The sequence below is a fragment of the Borrelia hermsii DAH genome, assembly GCF_023035675.1.
GTDB lineage: Bacteria > Spirochaetota > Spirochaetia > Borreliales > Borreliaceae > Borrelia > Borrelia hermsii.
In genome coordinates this window covers 23,470-49,642 of record NZ_CP073140.1, presented here as the reverse complement: position 1 = coordinate 49,642, position 26,173 = coordinate 23,470, and the positions used below count along the sequence as shown (strand labels likewise).

Here is a 26,173-nt window from a genome sequence, read left to right as displayed (position 1 = left end):
CAAAAGGAAAGGGGGGATTAACCCTGTAGAGGGAAGCAATAAGAAACTATAATTTTGTGCCAAAATATCAAAATCATATAACTACTTGATGAAAGTAATTTATTATTTACTTTTAAAATATTAAACATGAATTCAAATTTACTTCATGTCTTCTCTTTTATTATCCGTAAATTTATATATCACAAGGATAGATAAAATACAAAAAATAAGTATTAATAAAATAAATGTATTTATAATGCTTATAAAGCTAGCTAAAACTGAACATGCTGTCAATACTAAAAATGAAAATAAACGAGATATTGTACTATTAATAGAAGTTATAGTCCCTAAGATTTTTGAATCTATATTTTTTCGTAAAAAATATTCTAAATTATTAGAATAAAGAGAAACTAACATTACGAGAAATGTCATTATAGTAATAAATACGTAAATATGTGAAACTATTTTTATTAAAATTGATAATAAAAATATGATACCTAAAATAACATAAGAATCATAGCTTGAATGTCTAATTTTTTTAAATACCCATGCTCCTATAATATTTGATAAACGAAATAATATATATATAATTCCAAATATACTAATAGGAACATTTTTATCAATAAAAATTGCTTGCCAGTACAAATAAAAAGGTTGAAAAAAAAACTGAATAGAACTAATTAAAATAAATAACTCTATGAGTATTTTAGACTTTAATAAAGTGATCACATTATTTTTAAATTGATTAATATATAATTTTAAACATTTCTTCTTATGATCCGTATTTTTATCACTTGATATAAAAAAAATTGTAATTAAAGATGAGGCTAGATACAGAAATAGTGAAATAAGATAAATTTTTTCATCAACATATAAAAATAATACACTTCCTGCATATCCACCTGAAATAGCACCAATACCTAAAATTATTTTCATAGATGATATAAATGCTTTTAACTTTTTCGAATTACTTTGATATACACGAGTAAAACTAACATCAATTGTACCAGTATTAACTGCAGATGACATACCATATATAAACCAAGCAATACAAAGAATTATAAATGATGACGTTTGAAAAATAATAAAATAAGCAATCATTGATAAAAAAATCGATGATAAATAAACAATTTTTCTATCAAAAATATCTGATATTACACCTGAAGGAAGTTCAAAAAAAATAATTGCTAACATATAAAACATTTGAACTATAGCAATATCTCTCAATTGCAAACCTTTATTTATTAAAATAATAGTTAAAACAGCATGTGGCAATGTCCTTGCAAATTCCGATAAAAATAATGAATAAAAATAATATCTTTGATGCTTACACTCTATCATAAATTTTTATTACAATTACAAAATTTATTTTTTTTAATAAAAATAAAATGATATGAAAAATCATGATTGCTAATACCAATTCGCCTATTTAAAGAATTAATCCTTTCATATTCACCTCCAAAATAAAACATTATATCAATAATAGCCATACTTGAGGCAATTGCATTATTAGTAAAAAAAGAAGGGGCTTGATAATCCTTATTTGCAAGTATTATTTTGTCTTCTATCATAGAAGATGATGGCATTTTTATAACCTTTAAATATTTAAAATTGAGTATACCAAATGCTTATAAACAATTTGACACACTCGATTTTAAGTCTCAGTTAAGTGTTTTTCCACGCATAATCGCCAACCTCCATTAAACTTATTTTTTAATATTTTTAATAAATTATATAAAAAAATGAATTTATTTTCAAGATATTAAATATTAATGGACTCAAAGCAATCCTATTTAAACATTATATGAACATTAAATGCAAAAAAAGTAGCGGACAAGGCTCCTTGCAATTTACACTGGATCCAATAAAAGACACGCTTACAATAAATATTCAAATATGAAAAAACAAACTATACAGAACATTTAAAAAACATTTGTAATGCTCACCCTTTTAAGGAAATGTACTATAAATTGCCAAGCAAAACAAAAAAATATCCCGATTTGAAAAAATCGTAATCGCTACAAGACTACGATCTAAGATAAGATATATAAAAATAAACCCATAAAACAATTCAAATATACTCAGGGTCTTTATAAGTAAGCGCAATTTGAGTATCAGTTCAGCCAACCTTCACTGCAATATGCAACATACTCATCAAATGATTTCTTTAACCTATTCATACTTCTTTGACCACAGTTTAAGTAAGCATAAACCCTATAACGAGAAGTAAACTTTACACAATCAATAACCACTTACACCCACACAAATATCTATACATTATTAAAATAACTAGTTTATACTATTGCCTAAAGATTAAAAAAAGAGAAAGAATAATATGGTTAAATTTATAAAGCTATTAATATTTTGCGGTACATTATCTTTGTATTGTTGCAAAAATAATGAAGCAGCTAAAGTACAATCACTAAGTAGCTCTAAAGAGACTAGGAACGGTTTACAAAAAAGAAATCCTAGAAACATAGAAACGGTTATCACTCTTACCGATGATGAAAAAAGAAAATTTAATTCATTAAAACATGCATTTAATAAGGTACTTTTAGCACCACAACATCAACTTAACAAAAATCGACTGCATAAATGCTTAAATTTTTGAATTGGCTTTATGGTAAAATACCAAAACAAAAAGAATTAGCTAATGCTTTTACTATTGCTTATAATTTCTTAAATGATAAAAGAAAATTAAAAGCAAGTAATAAAGATTTTGATATTTATATAAGCGATGGTATTAACTATCAAGTCAATAAAACCGGCAGTTGTCAAGGTGATGATGGTGGCAAATGATCATAATGGAAGTAATGCCATATACATATATTCCAAATCTACTCTAGAGCACATTTTTAGAATATAGCAATGAAACAATGCTTGAACATCTTAAAAGCGATCTTTCATACCATGGTTCAGTAAATCTGTTCCAACTTTTACAATAGAAAAATTAATCGGATATGCCTTTAAATAAAGGAATAATGATAAAGAAATCTGGTAATTTAAATAATAAAAAACACAAAGCATGTGTAAAATACTAGATAGTTATTCTTATGCCAACAAATAAATAAGAATAAAAGTAAAATTTAAGAAAGGTAATTAAAAAGAGAGATTTAAGAGGAACACAACTAAGTCAAGCTAAACTGATTACAAAAATGCTCAAAGAAGAGAAAAAATTAATTCGTAGTTGACAGAGTAGAAGAAATTAAATTTTAAAAGTAAACAAGTATCATTACAAAGTACAAAATTACTAAAATGATAAATAGAGTAATTGTAAAGTAAAATAGCAAGGATTTGTTAAAGGGTCCCCAGGGCTCCGCCCCCCGGGCCCTTGCCTTGAAAAGGCTTCTTACTATTAACAATAGATACTCTACAAGCAATATTTACATACAATAAAATGACTGCAAAATTGATTTTGCATTTAAGTATTTTGATAGCTTTTAGTTAAAGACAAAATTGCACGAAAAAAGAACACCTAACTACTGATAACCTTAATTTTAAAATTACAGAGTTAATAAAATTAAATAAAGAATTGTCTCGACTTAAAAGCACACTTAAAAAGATAAGACTAAACAATCAAAAAACACTTCTGTAAGGATTTTACTTTAAAAATAAGAAAAATCATATGTTTAAGCGGTATATAAAAGAGCTTAAACTCACTAAGCCAATAGCAGAATGGGACTGTATACTTGTTATCAATTAATGGCTGTAGAGACGATGAGATACAAAATGTAAAACTTACTGACACGTCAAAATAAATGAATAGTGATTTTAATTTTATATTCCTTACGTGTTAATGTAGCAAAGAAAAGAAGTAGTATTTGCATAATAGAAATAGTTATTAGTGAAGATAAATCCGATGCTATAAAATGATATCCCGGAACACCTTTGATCTTAACTTCACTTATCTCAAATTCATTATCTGTGCATCTATAAATATGACTTTCCTACAGCATACTTGTATTAATACCAAAACTTTGAAGTATACTGCATGAGTTTAGAATATAACAATTATTCTTCATATATCCTAACCAAATAAATTTGTAACAATTATTGTTAATATCACCAATATTAAATTGTATCTTTTTAAAGGTTTCTATGTAATAATGAAGACATAAAAAATGACATCCCCATTGCTGTATCTGTACAATTCTCATATCTTAAAGACCTACTAACTGCAATTTAGTTGCCTTTCATAACAAAAATAATAAAACCCTCAGTTTTTTTACCAAAAAAACATAATCACAAAACTAATCTAGCTAAAACATCCCTTTAAACCCTGCTTCCCATCTCCATCAATCTCAAGATCAGTAGATTTTACAAATTCTAAAAAGTCAAATTTGAAATCTACGCCACACAAATCTTTATATACTTCACTATTCTTCAAAAAAATCTCTAATAATAACACTTAATTCATCTAACTCAATATTTTTAATATTAATATCACTATTTGCCCTTAAAATATATCTCGGTCCTTAAACTTTTTGAAATAATTATATTTGTCAGCACCACTTGCATATTTATTTTTATGTAACACTTCGATATTACTTGAATGCATACGTGCAAATTCATCAAATCCTAGAGTTTCGAGTATCTTACCTTTCCTCATGCTTAAGTTACCTTCAAATGGAATTTCTCTTACTATGGCCTTAAGTATTCTTTCACTCATTAATTTTCTAAAGAATCAGCGCCAATAAACATGCTTCCAATCTCACTTGCATCCATACGCTTTAATGCTTCTCTTTGCATACTAAAATCAACCTTACTATTAAACTTCAAACATTCATCCTTACCAATATTTGGCAACTTACGCCCTATCCTGCTTATCTTACTTGTTTGTTTTTAACCCTTTCTTGACTTTGATACTTTCAGAAAGAATCAATTAAATACAATCAAACAATAATTTTAAATACATTAACCTTTTTTTATCTAAAGATGGCCTTAAACAAATTACACTTAGAACTTTAAGAAAAGATTTAACCTTTCTATGCAATAAAAGCATTATTAAAAAAACTTTATTAAGACTAGGCGAAGGAAATTGTTCATAAATAATCAAATATAGTGTTAACAATTTAAAAAGACTCCTTAAAGCCAAACAAGAAATTATCGAATACGATGCAAATAAAATATCCACATTTACAAAAGAAACACAAAAAAGATACTTCAAAAATAAAGGGGTTAAAATTTTTAAATCTAAAAACGCAACAAAAATGTTAGTCACAATATAACTAATAATAAATATATAAACAATAAAAAAAGAGGAAAAGAAGCAAAAATTGAAGTAATAAACAATCAGATTATCTGACAAGGAATGTGTCTAAATGGAAAACAATGAGATATCTAGACAAAGTAAAAGGGAACGCAAACAAAAAAGATATAAAAATAGCGCAATAGTAACAAAAGAATGGTTAGAGTGTCTAAATATTAAAGAATTCACCATTAAAATTTATGACGATCAAATGGGGCAAAAAAAACAAAATATGAATATAAAAGGGATACCTAAGATAGGATTTAAAACAATTGGAGCACCAAAGATTATAGGTTCATTGATATTAAAAATACCAGGAGCTAGTGCAATTTTACCAATATTCCTTAGGTGTGGAACCTTGCTCATTATCATGGCAATAGTAAGTCCAAGAGTTGTTCCACTTCCACCGATATGTACAAACACATCAAGAAATCCTCCAGATAAAATATGAGGAAGTGGGAGATTATTTGACAAAGCTCTTGCATTAATTTCAAGATTAGTTAAACTTACTGGACTTAAAAAGACCGAAACCAGAGCACCCCCATGAATACCACAAAACCAAAATATGTGAATTATGAAGACAATCATTAAAGAGCCAAATAAAGAATCACTAATATTTAGCATTGGTCTGAATATATTCATCATTATTTCTGGGAGTAGAGTACCAGTTGTGCTTTGAACCGCAATATTTATAGTTTGAGCAATAATTGTAAGTAAAATGACAGGAATTAAAGCTTCAAATGATCTTGCAACCGCAGGAGGAACGCTTTCTGGGAGCTTAATTATTATTTTTCTGCTCACTAAAAACCTATAAAGTTCAACTGATAAAATGGCAACAATAATACCTGTAAATATTCCTTGTGCACCAAGATATCTAGCATCAATAATGGGAAACGATGCTCCAGGCAAAATGGCCCATTTAGGTACATCTCCTCCATAAGGTATCTGATCTGATTGACCGCATAAAATGAGAAATGTGAAGAGAGATAAAAGACCGCCCGTAATACCATTTATCTTATAGGCGTTTGACAGACTATATCCAATGCCAAAGGACACAAAGATAGTCATAATTCCCATACTTACATAAAATGGTTGAATAAGATTTGCTTTATATTTGCTCATCAAATCAACATACCACTGTTGGTATAAAAAATTATTAGGATCAACTAACGGTAAATTAACTAAAAGGAGTACGAAAGACCCTACTATTAAAAACGGCATTGATGCTATAAATCCATCTTTGATGGCACTTAAGTATTTATTTGAAGCGGTTTTGCTTGCAATAGGCATTAATTTATTTTCAATAAATTCTTGAAAGTTCATAAAAATCTCCTCATTTAATAATGTTATGTAAGTTGTTTTCAAGGTTTGAATGCTAAGGCTAATTCGAAAAAATTACTCAATGCTTAAAAGCTTTTTAAGTCAAAAATAGGGAGTTTGTTTTAAAGATATTGTCCTATGTGTTTTTTTTTAAAAATGACATTTTGTTTATACTTTACACTTATAGTACGTTCAAGCATGGGTCGCAATTACCTTCATAAAATATATTATTGATTTATTATTATCTTTTTATTTAAAAATAAAACGTTAATATTAACGTAGTTTCTATTGTAATTTCTATTATAGACGTAGGTTTAAATATTCTTTTAGTGTTAAAAGTATTAATGTAAATACACTTTATCTTTATGAGATAATTATCAGTAATTTAAAATTAAAGGTAGTAGATTAGAGACTAATTTTAAATTAAATAAGTTAAGCAAGGTAAGATTTACTATTATGGCAACTTATCTAAAATATTCAAATGGGATTTAAAGGATTTTCCATTTGAGATTGTCAATTGAATATGTTTATTGCCCAAATTGTTTGAAGAGCTTAAGAAGGTAAATTTGCTTATAGTTTTAATTCTAGATATACAATTCGATTACCTATTTAATCGGAGCTAAAGCAACTTTTGTTGATTTAAGTACCTCTTACTTGCAAGTTTCTTTATCATAAAGCAATGATACTAATGCTTTGTGATAAGCAAATAATTTGGTTTATAGATTGCAATTTTGACTATCAAATTCTTTAAGTTTGCAAGTTATTAAGTCAATCTGTTTTTGAATATTAATTGTATAATCCAGTATTTTAATAACCTTTTCAAGGTATTCAATATCTTCAATACTTAATTCTCTACCTTTTCTATACTTTAGATAACTTCTAAGTACTTGATAAGCACCAATAAAATATTCGTATACTTCATAAGGAGTGTTAATAAATTTACACAATGAATTATAATAAAGTTCTTTTGTATCTTTATTGTAGAAAATTTTTTCTATTATATGATTATTATCTCCAATATGTATTCCGATATTGCTATCAAGTTCTGAATCATTTTTCATCAAATGAACATTAATAAGTTTAATTCCTAACTTGCTAAGTTTTTCAAAGGTTTCAACCGAATCTACAAAAATGATTTTTGGAAAGTCAATTTTTAAGAATTCAATAAACTTAGTTCTATAAATATTTGAATAAAGTACTGCATAAATATATCCAAGTATCTCTTTTGCATCAAATTCTTTACTATACTTAAAATTAATAAAGTCTTTAAAAGTAGTTTTAAAGTTCTCTTTTATTATGCTTCCAAGCATCCCTTGATCTTCTTTTATATAAAGTGGAAAAACATAGCTACATCCTGAAAAAAAATTTTTATCCATAATATTGCAAGAAACTAATGCATGATGAAAATCATTTAATGACAAAGTTCTTATTGAAAAAAAACTTATATTATTCTCAATTTCTAAAATATGTCTCATTACTTTATATCTTGGCCTTGCTATAACACCTTTGTTTTCAGTGTAGTAAATGAATCTATTATCAAATGGTCTGTAAGCTATTTTCTTAACATATTTTGCATCGATGTTTGTAGATTTTAAAAATCGCTGAACTATTGGCAATTTCCAATCCGTAGAGTCTGTCTTTAAATCATACTTATATCTTGCGATTTGTTCATCAAGATAAGCTAGATCATTGAGTTTGCTTAAAAGTTCTTCCTCTGTAAAATCAATTGCAATTTTATCTTTTTGAGTTTCTATCCCAACAATATATTCTATAAAAATATCTTCCAAAGAAACTCCTTTACTATAAACATCCTCAGTTTTTAAGTCTTTTTTAATAAATAAATAATTAGGGGGTTTACATTTAAGTTTTTCTGCATCAATGCTAAATATAGTATTTTTATCTAAAAAACTATATTTCTCTTCTCTACTACCCTTTATACCTTTGTAGTAAACATTAGCTAGTTTATTTTGCTTTGATTTTTCTTTATATTTAATAAAAATAGCAATAGCAACTCCAGTTTGAATATCAAATACATTTTCATCTACTTTTCCAGTGTCAGTTTTTTCTTTTTTCCTTAAGTTGCCATGCAAATTGAGGATATAAATTTCATCAAAAGTTTTAAGTAAATGATACCTCATACCTCTAAATGTTATGTTATCAAGGTATCCATTATTAGTAATAATTCCAAGAAGTCCTTCATCAGCAATTTCAATTTTGTGCTCTGAAAATCTGATAAACTTCACATAATCATCATTTAATGATACAATGTTTTTTTCATTAAGTGGTGTATTATCTACTGTTTTATAACTTTTAATTAAGTTTAAGATATAATTATTATTATTCTTTGATTCTGCATTGTAAGGAGGATTACCAAGAATTACCAAAATTGGTTTATTTTTAATCTCATTAACGAGTTTATTCTCTTCACTGATTGCAGGAAAAAATGCTTTAAAACTTTCCTGATTTGAGATTAATGTTACATCAAGAGTATTTGTTAAAAATATTTGTGGTCTTAAGTGTTCATTTCCAAACTTGAAATCACAAACTTTCTTTAAGAATTGACATAATTTTAAATGAGCAACTGCATATGGGGCCATTAAATATTCAAAACCATATATATTTTTAAGTATATGATCATTAATGTAGTCTTTTTGTTTTCCAGTTTGCTTTGGGATTTCTTTTAAAATGCATTTAATGACTTCAAGTAGAAATGTGCCAGTACCAGTAGCAAAATCTAGTACAGTTACTTCTTCCCTATTTGCAAAACCATTCTCTAGACCAAAATTATATTTTAAAATCTTATTCAAACTACTAACAATAAAATTAACAACAGAATGAGGTGTGTAATACACCCCCTTATTTTTTCTTAAACTTTTGTCATATTTAGCCAAGAAGTCTTCATAAAAGTAGAGATAAGGGTCTTTTACATTATTGTCACTTGATTTTACATTTTGAGTAAATGAAAATTGTTCAAAAATCGTATTGGAATCAATATTATTAACAATATCAATAAGCTCTTCTAATACCCATCTTATACTATCATATTCCCTACTGCTTGCAATATTATCAATTAGTTTTAGTATATCTTGTATTAATGCAAAATTATTAGGTATGAATTTTTTAATATTATCAAAATCAATTCTTGAATTACTTGTATTATTAAGTTTTGCAAGAAAAAATCCGTATGTAATAGTTTGTGCAATTGAGTCTGCAAACTCACTAACTTTAAGCTCATTGTTATATATATTTCCCTTAATGATACTATAAGTTCCTACTAAGGTATTTTGTTTTTTTAAGCTTAGATATAAATCCAGGTGTTGTTCTACTAAATCCTTTAAAATTTTCGTTCTTCTTGCAAGTAAGCTAGCTAATTTTTCAGTACTTTCAATCTTTTCATCAGGGGTTTTAAAAAATTCATTTAAAATACTTACAATTTTATTTGATTTGGCATTATCAATTTTTGTATTATTTTTTTCTAAATCAGTTTTAAATACCAAAACTTCTCTTAAGTTAAGATTTCCATTTTTTATCCATATAAACTCAATATAATTTGTTAGTAAAATATTATTTGATAGTTGTTTGTATTTCTCAATTTGAGGACTCTTTAATGTGTCGTCCAAATTTTGTTCAATTTTTTTTACTTCAATATAACCTATTATATTTCCGTTATTTCTAATAATAAAATCGGGAGCACCCAAGCCTTCTTTATGGCGCTTGGGCTCGTGTTGAATTTGAATTTTTGAGCTTGGTTTAAGCTTGTCAAGAAGCTTTTCTAAATGTACTCTATCAGTAAGTTCCGTTTTATCTTCTATTACAGTACTTTTTAAATTATTTATGTATTCTTGAAATATATTTTTATCCATTCATATAACATCTTATTTTATGCTTTTTAAGCACTTTAAGGTTTTCATCAAAATCACAAGCACAAAACAGAGATATCAATGATTTTATCATTGATATAATATTTACTAGTTTTTTAATATATGTATATATTTACATCAAAAAATATGAATTTCAAAAATTCACCACTAAAAAAATAATAACTAAAAAGTATAAATCATCATTACATTAGAATTCATTAGATTGATATACCTAACTTGCTTGCTACATTTAATAATGTAAAATTATTATCAAATCATTCTGTTTTTGAACATCAATGTATACTGAATTACTTTAATAACCTTTTCGAGATGTTCAATCTCATGAATACTAAGCTCCCTTCCGTTTATATATTTAAGATACTTTTTAAGTAATTGATAAGTACCAATAGCAAACTCATATACTTTACAAGATACATTTGTAAATGTGCTATTATAGAAAAGTCCCTTTGTTTCTTGAAAATATTCGATTTTTTGTACAATACGTTTTTCATTGGCATTTGCAATATGCATACCAATACTCTTATTTAATTTACTCGTATCTTTTAATAAACTAGGTTTAGTTACAATAAATTCCTGTCAACAAACAATTTTAAACATAATTTTGTTGTTTCTGGTGGTGTTACTACAAAACAATGTTTGATGAATCCAAATGGATTAATAGTAGTGAGTCTTATTATTTAAGTTTCTACTTGCAAAAAGAACAAGAATCTTGAAGGATTTAATAAAAAAATATTTGGATTTATATCTAAACGTAAAAAAACAAAATACTTTAGTATACTAGCTAACTTTTCAACACTTTTAATCTTTCCAACAGTATTTTTATTCATTTATATAAATATGGATACTATTTTATGTTTTTCAAGATTGTTTTGGATTTTTACTAAATTCTAGACCAGTAATTTGACATATCATCAACATTAAGTACCAATCTTTTCCTATCTCTTATAACCAAACCTCTATTCATTAAGTCCGATAAATAATTCCTTATTCTATAATAAGATAAATTCGTATCTTTCTTAATTTCCCTCAAAGACTTTATAGTACGCTTATCATCTTCTAAATTAGATGCAATAAACTCAAGTGATTCATCAACTCTTTTAGGCGGTTTTTTATTCTTTTCCAAACTAGGGATTCGACTACCTTGTATCTTTTTAGCCTTACTTCTTGTAGGCAATGGGATAGAGTGTAATAACTTTTGTTCATAAAACTTGTGATAAGCATTATGTATTATACAGAATGCCATTGCTAAAAATATATCTGGACAGACAGACAACAATAATAATGAATAAACAAAAATTATATTAAGATAATCATCTCTAGCAATAACAACTGATGTTCCATTTAAAACATTAGCCGCTTTAATGCGCTTATTATTTACAGCTGTTGTTTCAATCAAATTACCAAGCTTGAAATGCAAATCTTTCAAAGATTGTAAATATTTATCCCTTTGATTAAATAAAACCTTATTTTCTCTGCTCGCATTTTCAATTTCTCTCATGTAATCTTGCTTCATAGTTTTACATGTAAAGTCCAAATTCAAGTGCTTATTCTTGGCAAATTCTATACGATCATTATTATTCTTAATCTTAACATCAATACTAACTATTTCACCCTCAATTATCCGCTCTTTATCAGAAAGTAGCCTGCGCATACCTTCCTCTTTTTCACTTTGACTTTTTTTAACGCTCAAAACAGCATCCCTAATAGCACCTTCAAACATCAAGCATCAAGCTAAAGAAACTCTCAAAACTCATCCATGAACTTACAGACTGTGTTACAAGCCCTATCACTAGTAATACAAATATTGCTACTCTCTCTAAGCGCGCAAACACTGAAGCCTTAACAATATCCTCCACTACACGCTTCCTTAGTAAGGACAGAAAATACAATAATATTGAAGATGGTACCATTATAATGACTATTGTAAATGACAGCGTGTGATATAGTTTAGCATTACTGCCAACAGTATAACTTGCAAATCCTCTATGAGAATGCACCACATTGGAGAAAAATAAAAAGAGAGCAAACATTATCAACCAAATGTTACGAATAAAAAATTCAACATTAAGTCCCAGGGAATCTAGAATACTAAATTTCACACCACAATTTTTTGTTATATTACATTTTTTACTTATCATCAAAGACCCCTCTCTTAATTATATTTCTATACAACTAACAATTTTACATACCCTTGACTACTTGTGATGAAACACTCAAACTGTATGTTGAAATACAAATTGCTGTCTCTACTAAGAAATTCCTAAATATTTTCCTAAAGCCACAAATAATTGTGCTACAAAATATGACGCAGCAAGCGCAGCAACAACTGTCAAAGATGAAATTAACTGCCCCTTAAATCCTAACCTGCCTCAATCAAAGTCAATCGAGAATTAATCTTGTCCTAAATCATTATTTTTTAACTCTTTCTAGAATTCTTTGATAACCGATTTATATTTAATGCATCAATCTAAATTAAAAGGAGAGATGTTAAATATATGAAATCAAAGACAAAGTATTTAAGCTTAAGCTTGCTTTTAAGTTTTATTAGTTGTGACTTACTATTTAATGGTGAACTTAAAGATAAATCCGTTGATTTACTCGGTAAAATTTATTCTGTATTAGATACTAGCAAAGAAACTGTTAATCCTTCTGATAATGCTCATCAAAATAGTATTCCTAAAAAGTCAAGAAAAAATAAAAGACATACAAAAAAAGATCAGTTACCACAAAGAATAAGTGGCTTTACTAAAAAAGGTACTCTTCAAAGCACAGAAGGGGAAACAAATTTTCCAAGTCTTAGTGGAATATCCCCTGTTGGCATTAATTACAATGCACGCCCAGACAATTTTAAAAACACCTCAAGTAGCAATTATCTTCAAGGCAATGAAATCATCGATTCAAATAGCCTTGACTTCTCTTATGACTCTGCATATAGCCTAAGTGGACAAAACAGTTTTAGTCAAGATTACTATGAGGAAGATGAAGACGATTACAATTACAACAACTATGATCAGGAAGATGAGGATGAAGAGGACGATGACAACTACGGGGAATATGAAGACGAAGACGATAAAGAAGAGGCAAGATTAGACAAGGAATACAAATCACGTTCAAGAAAAACCAAAAATAGCGTGAAGAAAGCACTTGAAATAGCTAGACAAATAAGATATGATTGGGGGACAGTTGAATTCCTTACAATGAAATTAGACCCTAATTATGGAATAAGATCTACAAAAGAGGAAAAACAAGAGTATCAAGAAAAATTATCTAAGTTTAATAAAAACAAGTTAACAGAAGATCTCACAAAACTTTTAAGTGCAATTGAAGAAAGTCTAAATGACGCTATAGCTCTTACTAATATTCCTGAATACCCTGGTAGCTTCCAAAGCGATCTAGATTCAAAGACAAAATTAGAGAAACTTAAAACAGAAATAAGCTCTTTGCTTGCAAAGGTGCAAGTAAGTCATAAAACTAATTATCAAGCATACAAAGAAATAGAATCACCCAAAAGAATACCTCCACAGACTAAATATGAGTTGAAGAAAGTACTAAGATTACTTGACGGCACTACTGGTGCTAGATAAATTTGTATTTAACAATTAAGTACTTTAAATTAAAAGTAAAGATAGTCTATAAATAAGCCTATCTTTACTTTTATATATACTCATTTAATTATTGTATAAAACCTTATATTCCTGATTTAACAAATCTCTCTTTTTTAAACTCTCAGCATTCAATCTTCATAAATCTTCAAAATCTGTTTATTATTCAATAATAATAAAAATCTTTAAAATATTTCAAAAACAGCTTAGGATAATAATCCTTACGCTTAAAATGTAATAAAAAAATAAATGCATAATCAAATTTTGAATATAATTATTTTTAGAAATTTATTTAAATAAAATTTAAGAGAGTCCCTTGTAAAAGGAACTCTTCTTGCAAATACTAATGTTTAAAATATTTAAACCTTTGCTATCTCTATCTTACAAGATTTGCTAAAAAAAATGTAGCCTCTTTAATGAGGTTTTCTATACCCTTCATTGCTCCCGCTGTTTCAATTATTCTCATAGAAGAAGATTCTAACTGCTCTAAAGAATTTTCTGCATATCGTCGTGCTTCTCTGGATAATTGTTTTGGCAAATTACTGTTTACTCTTCTAAAGGAGTAACCTACACGTGACGCACTCTCTAATCTCTTGGTAATAGCTTCTTTTAAAGTTTTTTGTGCTTCTTCAAACAAGCATTTTGCAGATATTCGCTCATTAAGTCCACTATCAACTTGAGTCATAAGCATATCAAGATTAGACCTCTCCTCATTTAACCTATTTTGCAATTGAGTTAACTTTCTTATCTTTTCTATATTTTCCTTATGCTTTTTGCTTAGTGATGTTCTTTCACTCTGAATTTTTTCCATTATATCATAAAAATCAGCTCTTACTCGCTCATATCTATCTTTAAGCTCATGTGCATTCTCAATTAATTGCTGGAATCCAGATTTCTCAAGAACACTTTTTACCTTTTCAATTTCTGCTTCTGCTTCCTTTTCTTCTTTAGTATTTGGAATTAAATCCTCTTCTTTTATCTCTATCTTTTCTTCTTGAATATAATATGGATACCCTTGTTGAGATACTGAAATCCCCACATTAACAGGCACTACAGGTTCTACTTCAATGTCTTGTTGTATTATTTCACGCTCTTCGAGACCATTGACAATCTCTTCCTGTTCTTCTTGAATGTCTTGATTTCCTTGTATATAGTGTAAATCTTTATTTTTTTTGTTTCCATCTAAAAATTTTTCCCTTGCTTCACCTAGCAAATCATTAAGGGCATTTATATCACATGATAACAAACACAATAACATGAACATACATACTGTTAAAATACTTTTCTTCATATTTGCCTCCTGGGATATTAAATTACTCAATTATTGGGTCTTAATATTGAAATAAAATAATTATTTATCAATATATACCATTTAATTTAAATGGCAAAAATAATTTTATAAAATTGCAATTATTTTAATCTATGTCAATTAAAAGCCATATAAAATTATTTTACTAAGTAAATTTATAAATCAAATAAAAAAAAGTTAAAAATAAAAACAGAAGCTAAGATCTTCTGCTACATTTTTGATATAATTTCTAAAAAATACCGAACACCTGTATAAATCTTTTGTATTAATTTTGAATTCTAAGCTCATTGGCTCTTTTAACCTTTAACAAGCTCACTTAAAACTATTTGCTATGTAATTACTGGTTGTGCATATCCCATAAAAAAACTCCTTATGTAATTGTAATATAATATTTTACATGCCATAAAAACTTTATCTTAGTAAAATGTGCTTTAAGAAAACGTATACCCAAAGCCAAGAGTAAACACGCTGCAATAATACTGCATATTTATTTTAAGTGTAAGAAATATCTTAGCAAAACTACTCTGTCCAAATACATTATCTTCAACATAAAGTATATTCAAATTAAGGTTAGTAAGTATGGTTTAATTTTGAATCATATGTTGGATGGTATTCGTAAAGCTCTTCTTAAATTAAGTGATAAAGTCTATCAATTAACTCAAATCGAGTTTAATAAAGTGTTCTGGATAGTTCAGCATCGGATTTAAATTTAGTCGATAACGCTTGATTTTTAGCTTAACATCAATAACCCTTGTCCCCTTTAGTATCTGTCATAAAGGTGATAGGGTTTTTTATTTTCGAACTTATTGTAGCTAAAATAGAGCCACTAAAAGTAGCATTTGTTGTCTTTCAGCTATCTTATTACAAGTTTTTTTAAAATAAAAGGAAAGCTTACTTCCCTTCCCTTATGCAAAGATAAAAGAAGCGTTTTCCTTGCAATGACTTCATATTTTAGTATCTAGTATTTATTTAACTAATTGCTAATAGTAGCTTTAAAGGTGCTCTGAACAGGACTTATAGACGTATCATTAATTAATCTTCATAGCACACTTATCATCCATTTTTTAAGGGCTGTTTGAGTAACTTGAACGGTATCTTGTTGTCTTGAAGTAAACTCCAATATCAGACTTTTTAGTATTGGTGTTAAAACCAAATGCACCAGCAACCATATCCCCAAATGATGTGAACACATTTAAAAAATCATTCCCCCCAAGTCTATTACTGACTTTAAAAATTTACTCTGGGGGTCTTCCGCAACCCCACCGCTATTACAGCTTACTAATACCATAAATAAAGTCATTATTATCGCACTTAATTTATTTCCTTCCAACATCTATCCCAATTTCCCTTTTGCTGCCCTTACCACACATTTAGCTTACTTTTAAAGTATTAATTATTTGATTACAATAAAAACATACTCTTAATATCATACTTGCAATTATTTATATTCAATCCTTACTCATATAAACAATTTTATATACAAATAAACATTCCCTAAATAACATTAGAAGCTAAAAGCATTACGCTCCTAGCTTCCTATTCCTTTTTGACTTTATTTTTACCTGCTCTTACAGCTTACTTAATTAACTTATCTTACAATAACTTCCTTTATACTTACCCTTAACTAGTTATTCGCTTGATGACCACTAGTTGTTGCTTCTGCAGGATTAGTAGCTTCTGCTGACTTATCTTCTTGTTTAACTGTAGCTAGTGCTTCATTTATTGTTCTTAATCCACTATCAACTGTATTCCTTATTGCTATTATTAGAGTGCTTAATGTCTTACCTACTGCACTTGCTGCTGCACCTTTAGCGGCTTCAGCTTCAGTCTTCTTCGCAGCAGTATCCTTTACAATAAATTTACCATCCTTTGCCATTGCTCGCAGTGCAATGCCTGCAGCAATAACTGCGTCCTTTTGTGCTGAAGCATCAAGTTGATCATCATTATCAGTATTAGTCCCCTTAGCTAAAGCCAGAGAAGCTGCATCCCTAGCCTCATTAACTTTACCATCTCTCTTAGCACTAGGATCAGCAGCAGCAATAGCTTTCAGGATGTCAGCACCACTTACTGCTCCTATTGACGCATTAGCTGCCGCTGTATGTTTATCTTCAGCACCACCATTAGCATCACTATTCTTACCCCCAAATAACTTGCCAATATCCCTTTTATCATTAGCAACAGGATCTGTTTTATCTGCAACTGCATTTCCTTCTTTTATTACCAAATCAACAATTTCTTTGATCCCTTCAACAAGGTTCTTTATACTATCTGAATCAGGAGTAGCCCCGGCAGCACCATCAGATTTTACAACCTCACCAATTGATGCTCCATCAGTAACACCACTAGCTGCTTTCTTTGCTCCTGATGCAATCTTATCTAAGACTTCTTTAATAAACTTGTCAACGACTGTTTTAACTTTTTCGTAATTACCATTCTTTGCAACTTCATCTTGCAACTTCTTTTTAACTGTTGTCATAGTGCTCTCAATATCAGTAAAATACTTCCCTATATCACTTTTCTTAGTATCTGCCTTAATACCAAACGCACCAGCAACCATATCCCCAAAAGTCACAAAAACATCTAAAAATCCTTTCCCTAAATTAGCTATAGATGTTAAATACACATGTTTAGGATCTTCCGCAACCCCACCGCTATTACAGCTTACTAATACCATAAATAAAGTCATTATTATTGCACTTATTCTTTTTCTCATTTTTTTACGTGCCCCTTTTACAAGTCTCTAATACACTTCCCAATGCTCTTCAAGCTTAGTTATTCCTATCATACGAGCATTAAAAACAATTTGGATGTTGCCGTTAATGATGCAACCTCACTAAACATTGCAAAATAACTACACCATTTAATACAAAAGTTCACAAAATTGAAGTTGGTGGTGCCAACTTAACAAAAATGGCTGAATTTTTACGGAATGAAGCATTAATAGCAAAAATTTTAAGAGAAAGATCAAATGGAGGCAATATTACATACCCCTCAAAAATAAGAGCCCTACTAACAGCACTCTCTAGCATCATAAAATTACTTAAAATCAAAAATCTTTTCTCTTAAGTCCATGCATACTCTTATATGCTGCCCATACTTCTGCAATATTACTTGAATTCATTTTACCTATTATTATATGACCTGTATTTGCTACTTAACTTTTTGTTATACTGCTTGTATTTTCGCTTTTAATATACTAGTAATCTCTCCAAACTGCCCTAAACATTAATCTCTAAAACTTCTTATGAATTATCCAAAATAAAGTTATTTGTCCCCCCCACAGTACAAATTCCTATTTATAAGTAAGGGTTTTAAGAATAGATAACATGCTAAAAATGTCTTGCCAGATACAATACCACTACAAAGAATGATTTTAGTTTGCCCATTTCTCTCAATACAGTTAAACACCTCACATTGCTTCATAGTTAAATGCGTCTTCTCAAATCCTTTAAAATAAATCTCTAGTGTTTGGGGCCTAATATACTCTGCTATATCAATGCCATACTTATTTTTATATTTTTTTTGCCATTTAAGGAAAAAACTTCTTTTATATATCCATTCACTTACTATTTATATCTACCAAGATCTAGAACAGACTTAAGCTTAAAGCAGCTCTTAATAACATAAAGACATCTTTTACTTGCAATATTCTTCTCAAACTCATCAAGTTCACTCATCTTCAACTCAAGTTTGTTCATTAGGCTTGCAAAACTTAACAAAATCTGCATTTGTAATATCTTCCTTATATTTCAATATCTCATCATGGGGTTTTAAAGTTTTCTTAACATCTTTTTGTAATTCTAACTGACAATACTTATCAAATGAGCTAAGAAAACTCAATGCTATTTTTTCTTCTCAATCTCTACTTGATTCTTAAGTCTATTAGCCTCATCTTCGGCCTTTAAACTATATGCAAGCATATTATTGAAAACATCCTCACGAATAGTAAACTTAGCAGTTTCTTTAACGTACTCAGGATCACCCTTAACCTCTTCCCACTTGTGTCGCATCTTTCCTGCATCAACACCCCGCTTAGACTCCCATCTCTTTTGCTATTGATAGGTCATTAAGCCTCCCTTCTCTAAAATACACAATATAAATCATAAAATGACTTCTTTACTCTTCTCATATCTCTTTAGCCCTAGTCTAAGTTAACAAAACTTAACAAAAACTAACATAAACTCTATAACAAAATAATCAACTTTACAAAAACAATTAATACTTACAAGAGGCTCATACATCATGATAAAAACTGCTATATATTGTTTAAATCACAAATATCAAAGATAAGGAGATTTACATGAGTAAGCCTATAAGGTTAATACTTTGTGGCACATTACTCTTATGCTGTTGCAAAGGATATCAAGTAAGTATAGTGCCTACTGAAGCTCAGACACACAGTAGAGCTAAGAAAGCTTTGGATAATTTACAAAAGGAAAATGATAAAACACAAGAAAAGATTACTCTAACTGCTGATGAGCAAAAGAAGTTTGACTCTTTAAAGCATGCGTTTGAAAAAGTAATTGAAAAATTACAAGACCAAATTCAAGGATGTCAAAACGGTAACAAGAGTAAATGCAATAATTTTTGGACTTGGCTTGATGGTCACATACAAAAACAAAAAGAATTAGCTAATGCTTTTACTAAAGTCTATGAATTCTTAGAAGACAAAAGAAAAAAGCATGAAAATAATAAGACTTTTGATTCTTATATAAGTGATGCTATTGATTGTAAAGTCAATAATCAATGTAATAATGCAGATAATAAGTATGGCACTGGCAATAATGACATAGAGCAATTTTTTAGGGGGGTTTTAAACGATATATCTACTAAAAATCATAATGAAGAAATGTTTGAATGTCTTAAAAAAGAATTACTTGATTCAACTAATCATGTAGCTGGACTTACAGCAAATTGGCAATGAAAATAAATCACAAAGATAAGGAGATTTGTTATGAATAAAATTAATTTTATTTTGATTTTATTACTACTAATTAGTAGTTGCAATCAAAATAACAATAAGGATAAAGAAATTAAAAGTAAAAATAAAAGGGATTTAGAAGCAACTCAAGAAGTGCAAAAAACACCTGAAGAAATGTTAAAAGAAAAGTTAAATGATACTGAAAAAACAAATTTAGACTTCTTAAAAGAGGCTTTGGGTAATGAAAGTGATTTCAACAAGCTTTTAAGCCATGATGAATATAAAATTAAATCTGTACTTGAACATATAAAGAGTGAACTTGAAAAGTGCACAGGTGATAATGCTAATGAGCAAAAAAACACTTTTAAAACAGTATTACAAGGTTCATTTAAAGGTAATAGTGACAATTTAGAAACATTTAAAAACCAAGCATCAAGTACTTGTGGAGCAGGGGGGTAAGCAAATAATAAGTTAAGAAATAATATTTAAGAAAGGAAGATTTAAGAGAGTAAAGCTGCAAACAAATATAAAGCAAACAAAGAAGTAAAATAAACGAATAGAAATTGTTAGAAAAAGTAGTAAAGATAAACAAATTAAACTGGTTACAAAAATGGTAAGAGCAACTATAAAAGTAAACAATTGGTTAACAAAGAAAAAGAGGTTAAATTTTAAAGGGCAATGCGTTTCATTTTAAAGTGCAAAGCTATTAAAATAAGGAAGAGAATATATGTAGGGGATATTTTCAAGTATTTGTAAAGAATTGGTTAAAGTACACTAGATATCTTGTGCTACAGTCTCTAAAAACACCTTTTACTCCTACATAAAGCACCTTAGAGGGGTATTTTATATGCAATGAAGCTACGTTAAAATTGACTTACAATACAAGTATTTGCTAACATTTTTATAACTAATTTTAAGGATTTTTAAAATCTTTAGTTATCAATAAAATGCATGAAAAGGAACTCTTAACTAACAGTAATCTTAACTTTATAAATGAACCAATAAATCAAAATGAACGCCTCAATGAAGAATTGTCACAACTTAAAAGTACGCTTAAGAGTAAAAATAAAGCTTCAAAACAATCAAAAAACACTACTGTTAGATTCTATCTAAATGACAAAACAACCAGACTAGTAAAAAATGTATAAAAGAGCTTATACAAATCAATCCAATCTCAGGATGGTTTGTATATATCTTAAGTATTACTGGTTGCAGAGGTGTTGAGATATAAAATATAAAAATTGCTGACGTGTCAAAAGAAACAAGCAGTAATAGTTGAAGTATTCTACTCCTTGCGTGTTAAGCAAAAAAGAGAAGCAATATATGCATAAAAGAAGTAGTTATTAGTAAGTCTGAATTTGATGCTATTATGCAAGCACATCAAGAATATTTTGCAAGCAAAGGAAAAGACAAAAGGCGTACTTATCTTTTTCAAAAGAGTAAGATTAGATTTAAAGATGACAAAATTAATATAAGTGAGATTTCAAAATAATTGAAATTAGGCTAATAAAGCATTAAAGTAATGGGATTTAATATAAGCATTTAAATCCTTATTAATAACTCTTAAAAAAAGTTACTAATAAAGAGCTAAAATCTTCATAGAAGATCCATAAAGGATGTGTCTAAAATGAACACATGCCATTAATAATAAATTACATCAAATTTAAAATAATATTAACTATTGTTTTTATAATTTACATTATTTTAAATTAAATGATTTTTAACACTTATCAATAGCTCTTTCTGTTTATAAAGAATTTGCTTATTATAGACATATAATAATGGCTATAATCATTGGTATTCCTATTAATAAAAAAAGATTTAACATCCTATTTCCTATCTTAAGCTTTTCTACTTTTCGAAATTTCTAAATTCATTCATAAATTCCTTTAGTAAATTTTTTTATGCAAAAACAGTTTGCCTAATATAAAACCAGTAAGTTTTGCATTTTTCTTATAAAAAGCATAACTTTCTTGACTTTTAAGTCGAAACCTTAATGGCTTTATTAAATTTTGCCCAAGTTTTTTATTTTTATATTTTCCTTAGTTTGTATATAGCGAAAAGAATCATGGATGCCATTCTCAATTATATATTGTTCTTAGACTAATCCTTCTTCCATAGCATTTGCTATTTTTAAATAAACATAGACTTGACTTTTTGCGAGTCTATAACTTTTTATAAAACTATCAAAACTTTTATATCCCTTTAACTTATAATATTCATTATCTTTTATTTCCTTTAAAATTCTAATGCTATCTATTTTATGAAAAATTTCTTTTCTAAAATTGGCTTTTAATCTTGCTTTCAAGGTATTATAATGCAAGAGCTTCTCTTCATTAGTAGACAATAATTTTTGCTCATCAGGATCTTCTTCATTTACTAGAACCCTTTTCTTTAGTTCAATTTTCACATAAACTCCTCCGTTAACACAATCGTCCGGATTCCCGATAATCATACTTAATGTATTCTTATTTATTTTAAAAGTCTTAATCACACATCTTCGTATTCCTTAATATAATCCTTGCTAAAATCAAAGTTTTCATTTTTTGCGATTTTCTTATTTAAGTCTTCTCTTTAGTGGATAAACCCTAGAAAGCCCTTTTTTGACTGGGCATATTTTAATAACTGTTTATGAGTATTATTTTTCTTAAATATTGTTATAAGAATGAAAATCGGAAGCTTTATCCTTAACTTTTTCATATAAAATTCCAACAAATCCAAACTTTCAATTGACCATTTTTCAGCTGTCATAGGAAACATTACATAATCACTGGACAGTAATGTATTCGCCAATGTAAATTCCAAACTAGGATTCGCATCAATTATTATGTAATCATATTCTGTTTTAAAAAAAAGTAAATTATCTCTTAATATCAACTCTTTAAGGGATATAGATTCACTAGTAAATTTATGTAAATTTAAGTAACTAGGTATTAATCTAAATCGTTATTAAGATCTACAACGGAGTCATTAATATCTAATCTTTCTTTTAAGGCCCTATATATTTTTGCTTTAAATAATTTATATAAGGCTTTAGATACATTAACTATTGATGTGGGCTTTAAACAGTTAAAGAAACAATGAAAATTAACGCTAATGATACTCCTATAAGTCCTGAACATAGCACCCCTAAAGCTATTACTAATAACTAGAAATAAATACTAAAATATAAAGTCATTTAAGGGAAACTCTTCTCTTGTTCTCTATAAAGCAAGGAAACTATGTTTTTATTATGAAGGTAATGCATAAGTTAAAAGGAGGCACGTAAAAAAATGAGAAAAAGAATAAGTGCAATAATAATGACTTTATTTATGGTATTAGCAAGCTGTAGTAATCAACTTGAGGCTGAGAAACTAGCAGCAGAAAGTAAGAATACATTTTTTGATTCATTAGTAAAGATAGGGCAAGGATTTCAAGATATATTTGGAATTTTTGGAAATGCAATAGGTGATGCATTAGGATTTAATGCAGTTAAATCTGGTGACAAGAAAAGTAAAATAGGTGAACACTTTAAGAAAATAGGAGATGGACTTACAACTACTAAGGATAAGTTAAATGAGCTATCAGGTGAAATATCTGAAGCAAAGAATGCTAATGGAAGTAGCATTGAAGCTGTTAAGAGTGCAATTAACAGTGCTAGTGATGTCTTTGAACAACTAATTACTGCCCTAACTAAACTTGCTGGTGTTGCTAAAGAAGCTGGTAGTACTGATATTGGTGATACTGCTAGTGCGGCAGCAGTTGCTGCTGATAAAGATGGGGTTGAAGCTATTATTGCAGGGATTAAAGCTATTATTGATGTAGCAGATAAGTCCGGAGTAAATATTGAAAAAGGAAATGCAGGTGGACCAGTAAATGCTGCTGCTAATACTGATGCTCCTGCTGCACTTGCTGCCAATGCTGCTGCTGGTGCTAATTCTACTGCAAAACTAGCAGCTGAAGTAACTAAAGCCGATCCATGGGCAATGATTGATAAGATTAATAGTGCCAAGGCCGCTGTTGGTGTTCAACTTGATGCTAATACCAATTATGGTGCTGGAGAATTGGCAACTGGTACTCCTAATCAAGCTAATGGTTCTAAAGCGGCTACTAATGCTGACTTGGCAGCAGCTGTTGCTCTTAAGGCAATGGCTAAAGGTGGTAAATTTAGTCATGCTGCTAATGAAGATGGAGCAGTTAAAGCAGCAGCTGTAAGTGCTGTAAATAAGGTATTAGGAGTACTTGATTTTATAATTAGGAAAACAGTAAGTAGCAATCTAGATAAGATAAGAGAAGCAGTAAAGGGAATAAAATATTCTGAGATTACTGAAACTGATGCTACTGAATCTGGGGATGCTCAACCAACTACTAAATAAATCGTCAAAATATAAAGGATAAAGTCATTGTAAGGGAAAAGCTTTTCTTGTTTTTAATGCAGGAATGTAGTTTCTCTGATTAAGTAAGCTGTAAGAGCAGGGAAAAATAAAGTCAAAAAGGAATAGGAAGCTAGGAGCGTAATGCTCTTAGCTTCTAATGTTATTTAGGGAGTGTTTCTTTGTATATAAAATTGTTTATATGAGTAAAGATTGAATATAAATAATTGCAAGTATGATATTAAGAGTATGTTTTTATTGTAATCAAATAATTAATACTTTAAAAGTAAGCTAAATGTGTATAAGTAAACCAAAAGCATAAAAACCAGTATAATAATAAGTTTTATTTTATTTCAAAGCCAAAAAGTCATTGTGGTTTTTATTTTTTATAATATAGGAAGGCACAAAATAATGAAGAAGAATAAGTGCAATAATAATGACTTTATTTATGGTATTAGTGAGTTGTAATGCTGGTGGAACGCAGAAGCAGAGAAAGAAGAGAGTAAATTTTTAAAGTCAATAATAGGCTTAGGTAGTAATTTTTTAAATGTGTTTACATCATTTGGAGATATAGTTTCCAAGGTATTAGGTTTTAGTACAGAGACAAAAAAGTCTGATGTTGGAGCTTATTTTAAGACAGTACAAAATACTATACAAGGCACTAAGGACAAGCTTAATAAAATTGTTGCTAACATGAAGAGAGAAGGAAATCCTAATGCTTCTGCAACTGAGACTGCGGTAAAAACACTAATTGATAATACTCTTGATAAGATAATAGAAGGTGCTAAGACCGCAAGTGAGGCTATTGGTATTGCAGGTGATGAACTAATTGGTAATGTTGCTGCTGTTGGCGCAGGTGCCGCAGGTGCTAAAGGTGAAACTGAGAACTTAATAAAAGGAATTAAAGATATAGTAGATATAGTGCTTAAAAATGAGGGTAATGCTGAAGCTGGGGATGATAAAAAGGCTGAAGATGGTAATAGTTCAAGGGGTGCTAACGCTGGTGAAGCAGGAAAGTTATTTGGTAATACTGGTAATAATGGTGCTATTACTGATGCTGATGCAAAGAAAGCAGCAGTTGATGCAACTAAAGCAGTTGGAGCAGTAACAAGTGCTGATATTCTGCAAGCTATTTTTAAAGGCAACGAAGGTAAAGCTGCCAAGTTGGCTAATACTAATCCTACTGCGGCTGCTGGTGGAGCTGATGCCAATAATGCAAAGGATGCAACCATAGCAGGAGGTATAGCGTTAAGAGCAATGGCTAAAGGTGGTAAGTTTGCTAATGGAAATAGCAATACTAATGTTACTGCTGCAATTAAAGGAGCAGCTGTAAGTGCAGTTGCTAAGGCATTAGATACATTAACTATTGCAATAAGGAAAACAATTGACGCAGGGCTTAAAACAGTTGAAGACTCTATGAAAATTGCTCCTGATGATACTCCTGTGACTTCTGATAAGATGACCTCTAAAGCTACTACTAATAACTAGTTAAGGGCAAATACTAAAAATATAAAGTTATTTAAGGAAAATTATTTACTAACGATAGTTTTGATGCTGAAGG

The 26,173-nt window shown here is 28.9% G+C and carries 25 protein-coding genes and 7 pseudogenes; 11 read left to right on the top strand and 21 right to left on the bottom strand.

The window, feature by feature from the left end:
• Positions 1 to 138: 138 nt before the first annotated feature.
• Complete coding sequence (locus tag bhDAH_RS05430; protein WP_062706063.1) at positions 139 to 1,320, bottom strand: MFS transporter; 1,182 nt, start codon at positions 1,318 to 1,320, stop codon at positions 139 to 141.
• A complete protein-coding gene (locus bhDAH_RS05425; RefSeq protein ID WP_062706066.1) occupies positions 1,317 to 1,565 on the bottom strand; it encodes a hypothetical protein in 249 nt (82 codons plus the stop codon). The genes bhDAH_RS05430 and bhDAH_RS05425 overlap by 4 nt, the downstream gene beginning before the upstream one ends.
• A 749-nt stretch (positions 1,566 to 2,314) precedes the next feature.
• Here bhDAH_RS05425 and bhDAH_RS05420 point away from each other — a divergent pair.
• Complete coding sequence (locus bhDAH_RS05420) at positions 2,315 to 2,590, top strand: hypothetical protein (RefSeq protein WP_025400417.1); 276 nt, start codon at positions 2,315 to 2,317, stop codon at positions 2,588 to 2,590.
• Positions 2,587 to 2,778, top strand: a complete 192-nt coding sequence (locus tag bhDAH_RS05415; RefSeq protein ID WP_161484603.1) for an Mlp family lipoprotein — start codon at positions 2,587 to 2,589, stop codon at positions 2,776 to 2,778. Before bhDAH_RS05420 ends, bhDAH_RS05415 begins: the two co-directional genes overlap by 4 nt.
• Before the next feature lie 950 nt (positions 2,779 to 3,728).
• Here the strand turns inward: bhDAH_RS05415 and bhDAH_RS07615 are convergent.
• The 4 genes and pseudogenes from bhDAH_RS07615 to bhDAH_RS05400 all read right to left on the bottom strand — a co-directional run bounded on the left by bhDAH_RS07615 (position 3,729) and on the right by bhDAH_RS05400 (position 4,785).
• A pseudogene (locus tag bhDAH_RS07615) lies at positions 3,729 to 4,136 on the bottom strand (DUF261 family protein).
• A 98-nt stretch (positions 4,137 to 4,234) separates the two neighbouring features.
• Positions 4,235 to 4,366 (bottom strand): hypothetical protein, encoded by a 132-nt coding sequence (locus tag bhDAH_RS07490; RefSeq protein WP_257722536.1) that lies wholly within the window; start codon positions 4,364 to 4,366, stop codon positions 4,235 to 4,237.
• 69 nt (positions 4,367 to 4,435) lie between these two features.
• Complete coding sequence (locus bhDAH_RS05405) at positions 4,436 to 4,648, bottom strand: hypothetical protein (protein ID WP_062706069.1); 213 nt, start codon at positions 4,646 to 4,648, stop codon at positions 4,436 to 4,438.
• Entirely contained in the window at positions 4,648 to 4,785 is a 138-nt protein-coding gene (locus bhDAH_RS05400; RefSeq protein WP_247098895.1) for a hypothetical protein, read from the bottom strand. The genes bhDAH_RS05405 and bhDAH_RS05400 overlap by 1 nt, the downstream gene beginning before the upstream one ends.
• A 57-nt stretch (positions 4,786 to 4,842) precedes the next feature.
• Between bhDAH_RS05400 and bhDAH_RS07650 the strand changes: the two are divergent.
• Positions 4,843 to 5,423: pseudogene (locus tag bhDAH_RS07650) on the top strand (plasmid maintenance protein); the annotation flags it as partial.
• Positions 5,424 to 5,434: 11 nt separating this feature from the next.
• On the opposite strand, the gene bhDAH_RS05390 reads toward bhDAH_RS07650, so the two are convergent.
• From bhDAH_RS05390 to bhDAH_RS05365, 6 genes are all read right to left on the bottom strand, one after another.
• Entirely contained in the window at positions 5,435 to 6,550 is a 1,116-nt protein-coding gene (locus bhDAH_RS05390) for a PTS sugar transporter subunit IIC (protein WP_064536684.1), read from the bottom strand.
• Between the two features lie 713 nt (positions 6,551 to 7,263).
• Entirely contained in the window at positions 7,264 to 10,410 is a 3,147-nt protein-coding gene (locus tag bhDAH_RS05385) for a type ISP restriction/modification enzyme (protein WP_062706358.1), read from the bottom strand.
• Positions 10,411 to 10,677: 267 nt separating this feature from the next.
• Positions 10,678 to 10,938, bottom strand: a complete 261-nt coding sequence (locus bhDAH_RS05380) for a hypothetical protein (RefSeq protein ID WP_043924565.1) — start codon at positions 10,936 to 10,938, stop codon at positions 10,678 to 10,680.
• Between the two features lie 167 nt (positions 10,939 to 11,105).
• Positions 11,106 to 11,255 carry a hypothetical protein gene (locus bhDAH_RS05375; protein WP_247098900.1) on the bottom strand — a complete coding sequence of 50 codons (150 nt, stop codon included), beginning with the start codon at positions 11,253 to 11,255 and terminating at the stop codon, positions 11,106 to 11,108.
• A gap of 53 nt (positions 11,256 to 11,308) precedes the next feature.
• Positions 11,309 to 12,148, bottom strand: a complete 840-nt coding sequence (locus tag bhDAH_RS05370) for a hypothetical protein (protein WP_247098901.1) — start codon at positions 12,146 to 12,148, stop codon at positions 11,309 to 11,311.
• Positions 12,141 to 12,566: a hypothetical protein gene (locus bhDAH_RS05365; protein ID WP_064536688.1), complete on the bottom strand. Its 426-nt coding sequence runs from the start codon at positions 12,564 to 12,566 to the stop codon at positions 12,141 to 12,143. Before bhDAH_RS05365 ends, bhDAH_RS05370 begins: the two co-directional genes overlap by 8 nt.
• A gap of 357 nt (positions 12,567 to 12,923) precedes the next feature.
• On the opposite strand from bhDAH_RS05365, the gene bhDAH_RS05360 reads away from it, so the two are divergent.
• Positions 12,924 to 14,012: a hypothetical protein gene (locus bhDAH_RS05360; RefSeq protein ID WP_064536681.1), complete on the top strand. Its 1,089-nt coding sequence runs from the start codon at positions 12,924 to 12,926 to the stop codon at positions 14,010 to 14,012.
• 394 nt (positions 14,013 to 14,406) lie between these two features.
• On the opposite strand, the gene bhDAH_RS05355 is transcribed toward bhDAH_RS05360, so the two are convergent.
• The 7 genes and pseudogenes from bhDAH_RS05355 to bhDAH_RS05330 all read right to left on the bottom strand — a co-directional run bounded on the left by bhDAH_RS05355 (position 14,407) and on the right by bhDAH_RS05330 (position 19,349).
• Positions 14,407 to 15,321 (bottom strand): P12 family lipoprotein, encoded by a 915-nt coding sequence (locus bhDAH_RS05355; RefSeq protein ID WP_015633329.1) that lies wholly within the window; start codon positions 15,319 to 15,321, stop codon positions 14,407 to 14,409.
• Positions 15,322 to 16,445: 1,124 nt separating this feature from the next.
• Positions 16,446 to 16,672, bottom strand: a pseudogene (locus tag bhDAH_RS05350) (variable large family protein); the annotation flags it as partial.
• Positions 16,673 to 16,963: 291 nt separating this feature from the next.
• Positions 16,964 to 18,052 (bottom strand): variable large family protein, encoded by a 1,089-nt coding sequence (locus bhDAH_RS05345; protein ID WP_015633328.1) that lies wholly within the window; start codon positions 18,050 to 18,052, stop codon positions 16,964 to 16,966.
• 160 nt (positions 18,053 to 18,212) lie between these two features.
• Positions 18,213 to 18,389, bottom strand: coding sequence for a hypothetical protein (locus tag bhDAH_RS05340; protein ID WP_155719684.1), 177 nt, complete (start codon positions 18,387 to 18,389; stop codon positions 18,213 to 18,215).
• A 516-nt stretch (positions 18,390 to 18,905) separates the two neighbouring features.
• Positions 18,906 to 19,037 carry a hypothetical protein gene (locus bhDAH_RS07485; RefSeq protein WP_257722539.1) on the bottom strand — a complete coding sequence of 44 codons (132 nt, stop codon included), beginning with the start codon at positions 19,035 to 19,037 and terminating at the stop codon, positions 18,906 to 18,908.
• Positions 19,024 to 19,179: a hypothetical protein gene (locus bhDAH_RS05335; protein ID WP_154645712.1), complete on the bottom strand. Its 156-nt coding sequence runs from the start codon at positions 19,177 to 19,179 to the stop codon at positions 19,024 to 19,026. Before bhDAH_RS05335 ends, bhDAH_RS07485 begins: the two co-directional genes overlap by 14 nt.
• 2 nt (positions 19,180 to 19,181) lie before the next feature.
• Complete coding sequence (locus bhDAH_RS05330; RefSeq protein ID WP_247098899.1) at positions 19,182 to 19,349, bottom strand: DUF603 domain-containing protein; 168 nt, start codon at positions 19,347 to 19,349, stop codon at positions 19,182 to 19,184.
• Between the two features lie 290 nt (positions 19,350 to 19,639).
• On the opposite strand from bhDAH_RS05330, the gene bhDAH_RS05325 reads away from it, so the two are divergent.
• The 4 genes from bhDAH_RS05325 (at position 19,640) to bhDAH_RS07480 (ending at position 21,752) form a co-directional block, all read left to right on the top strand.
• Positions 19,640 to 20,263, top strand: coding sequence for an Mlp family lipoprotein (locus tag bhDAH_RS05325; RefSeq protein WP_015633327.1), 624 nt, complete (start codon positions 19,640 to 19,642; stop codon positions 20,261 to 20,263).
• A 30-nt stretch (positions 20,264 to 20,293) separates the two neighbouring features.
• Positions 20,294 to 20,719, top strand: coding sequence for an Mlp family lipoprotein (locus tag bhDAH_RS05320; RefSeq protein WP_015633326.1), 426 nt, complete (start codon positions 20,294 to 20,296; stop codon positions 20,717 to 20,719).
• 488 nt (positions 20,720 to 21,207) lie between these two features.
• Complete coding sequence (locus bhDAH_RS05315; protein WP_052306540.1) at positions 21,208 to 21,408, top strand: hypothetical protein; 201 nt, start codon at positions 21,208 to 21,210, stop codon at positions 21,406 to 21,408.
• 221 nt (positions 21,409 to 21,629) lie between these two features.
• Positions 21,630 to 21,752: a hypothetical protein gene (locus bhDAH_RS07480; protein WP_276326102.1), complete on the top strand. Its 123-nt coding sequence runs from the start codon at positions 21,630 to 21,632 to the stop codon at positions 21,750 to 21,752.
• A 359-nt stretch (positions 21,753 to 22,111) separates the two neighbouring features.
• Here bhDAH_RS07480 and bhDAH_RS05310 read toward each other — a convergent pair.
• Both bhDAH_RS05310 and bhDAH_RS05305 read right to left on the bottom strand, forming a co-directional pair.
• Positions 22,112 to 22,670 (bottom strand): annotated as a pseudogene (locus bhDAH_RS05310) (chromosome replication/partitioning protein).
• A gap of 80 nt (positions 22,671 to 22,750) precedes the next feature.
• A pseudogene (locus bhDAH_RS05305) lies at positions 22,751 to 23,265 on the bottom strand (ParA family protein); the annotation flags it as partial.
• A 19-nt stretch (positions 23,266 to 23,284) separates the two neighbouring features.
• Here bhDAH_RS05305 and bhDAH_RS07730 point away from each other — a divergent pair.
• The 3 genes and pseudogenes from bhDAH_RS07730 to bhDAH_RS05295 form a co-directional block, all read left to right on the top strand.
• Positions 23,285 to 23,412: pseudogene (locus bhDAH_RS07730) on the top strand (variable large family protein); the annotation flags it as partial.
• Between the two features lie 120 nt (positions 23,413 to 23,532).
• A complete protein-coding gene (locus tag bhDAH_RS05300; protein WP_015633351.1) occupies positions 23,533 to 24,615 on the top strand; it encodes a variable large family protein in 1,083 nt (360 codons plus the stop codon).
• Between the two features lie 433 nt (positions 24,616 to 25,048).
• Positions 25,049 to 26,100: pseudogene (locus bhDAH_RS05295) on the top strand (variable large family protein).
• Positions 26,101 to 26,173: the final 73 nt, after the last annotated feature.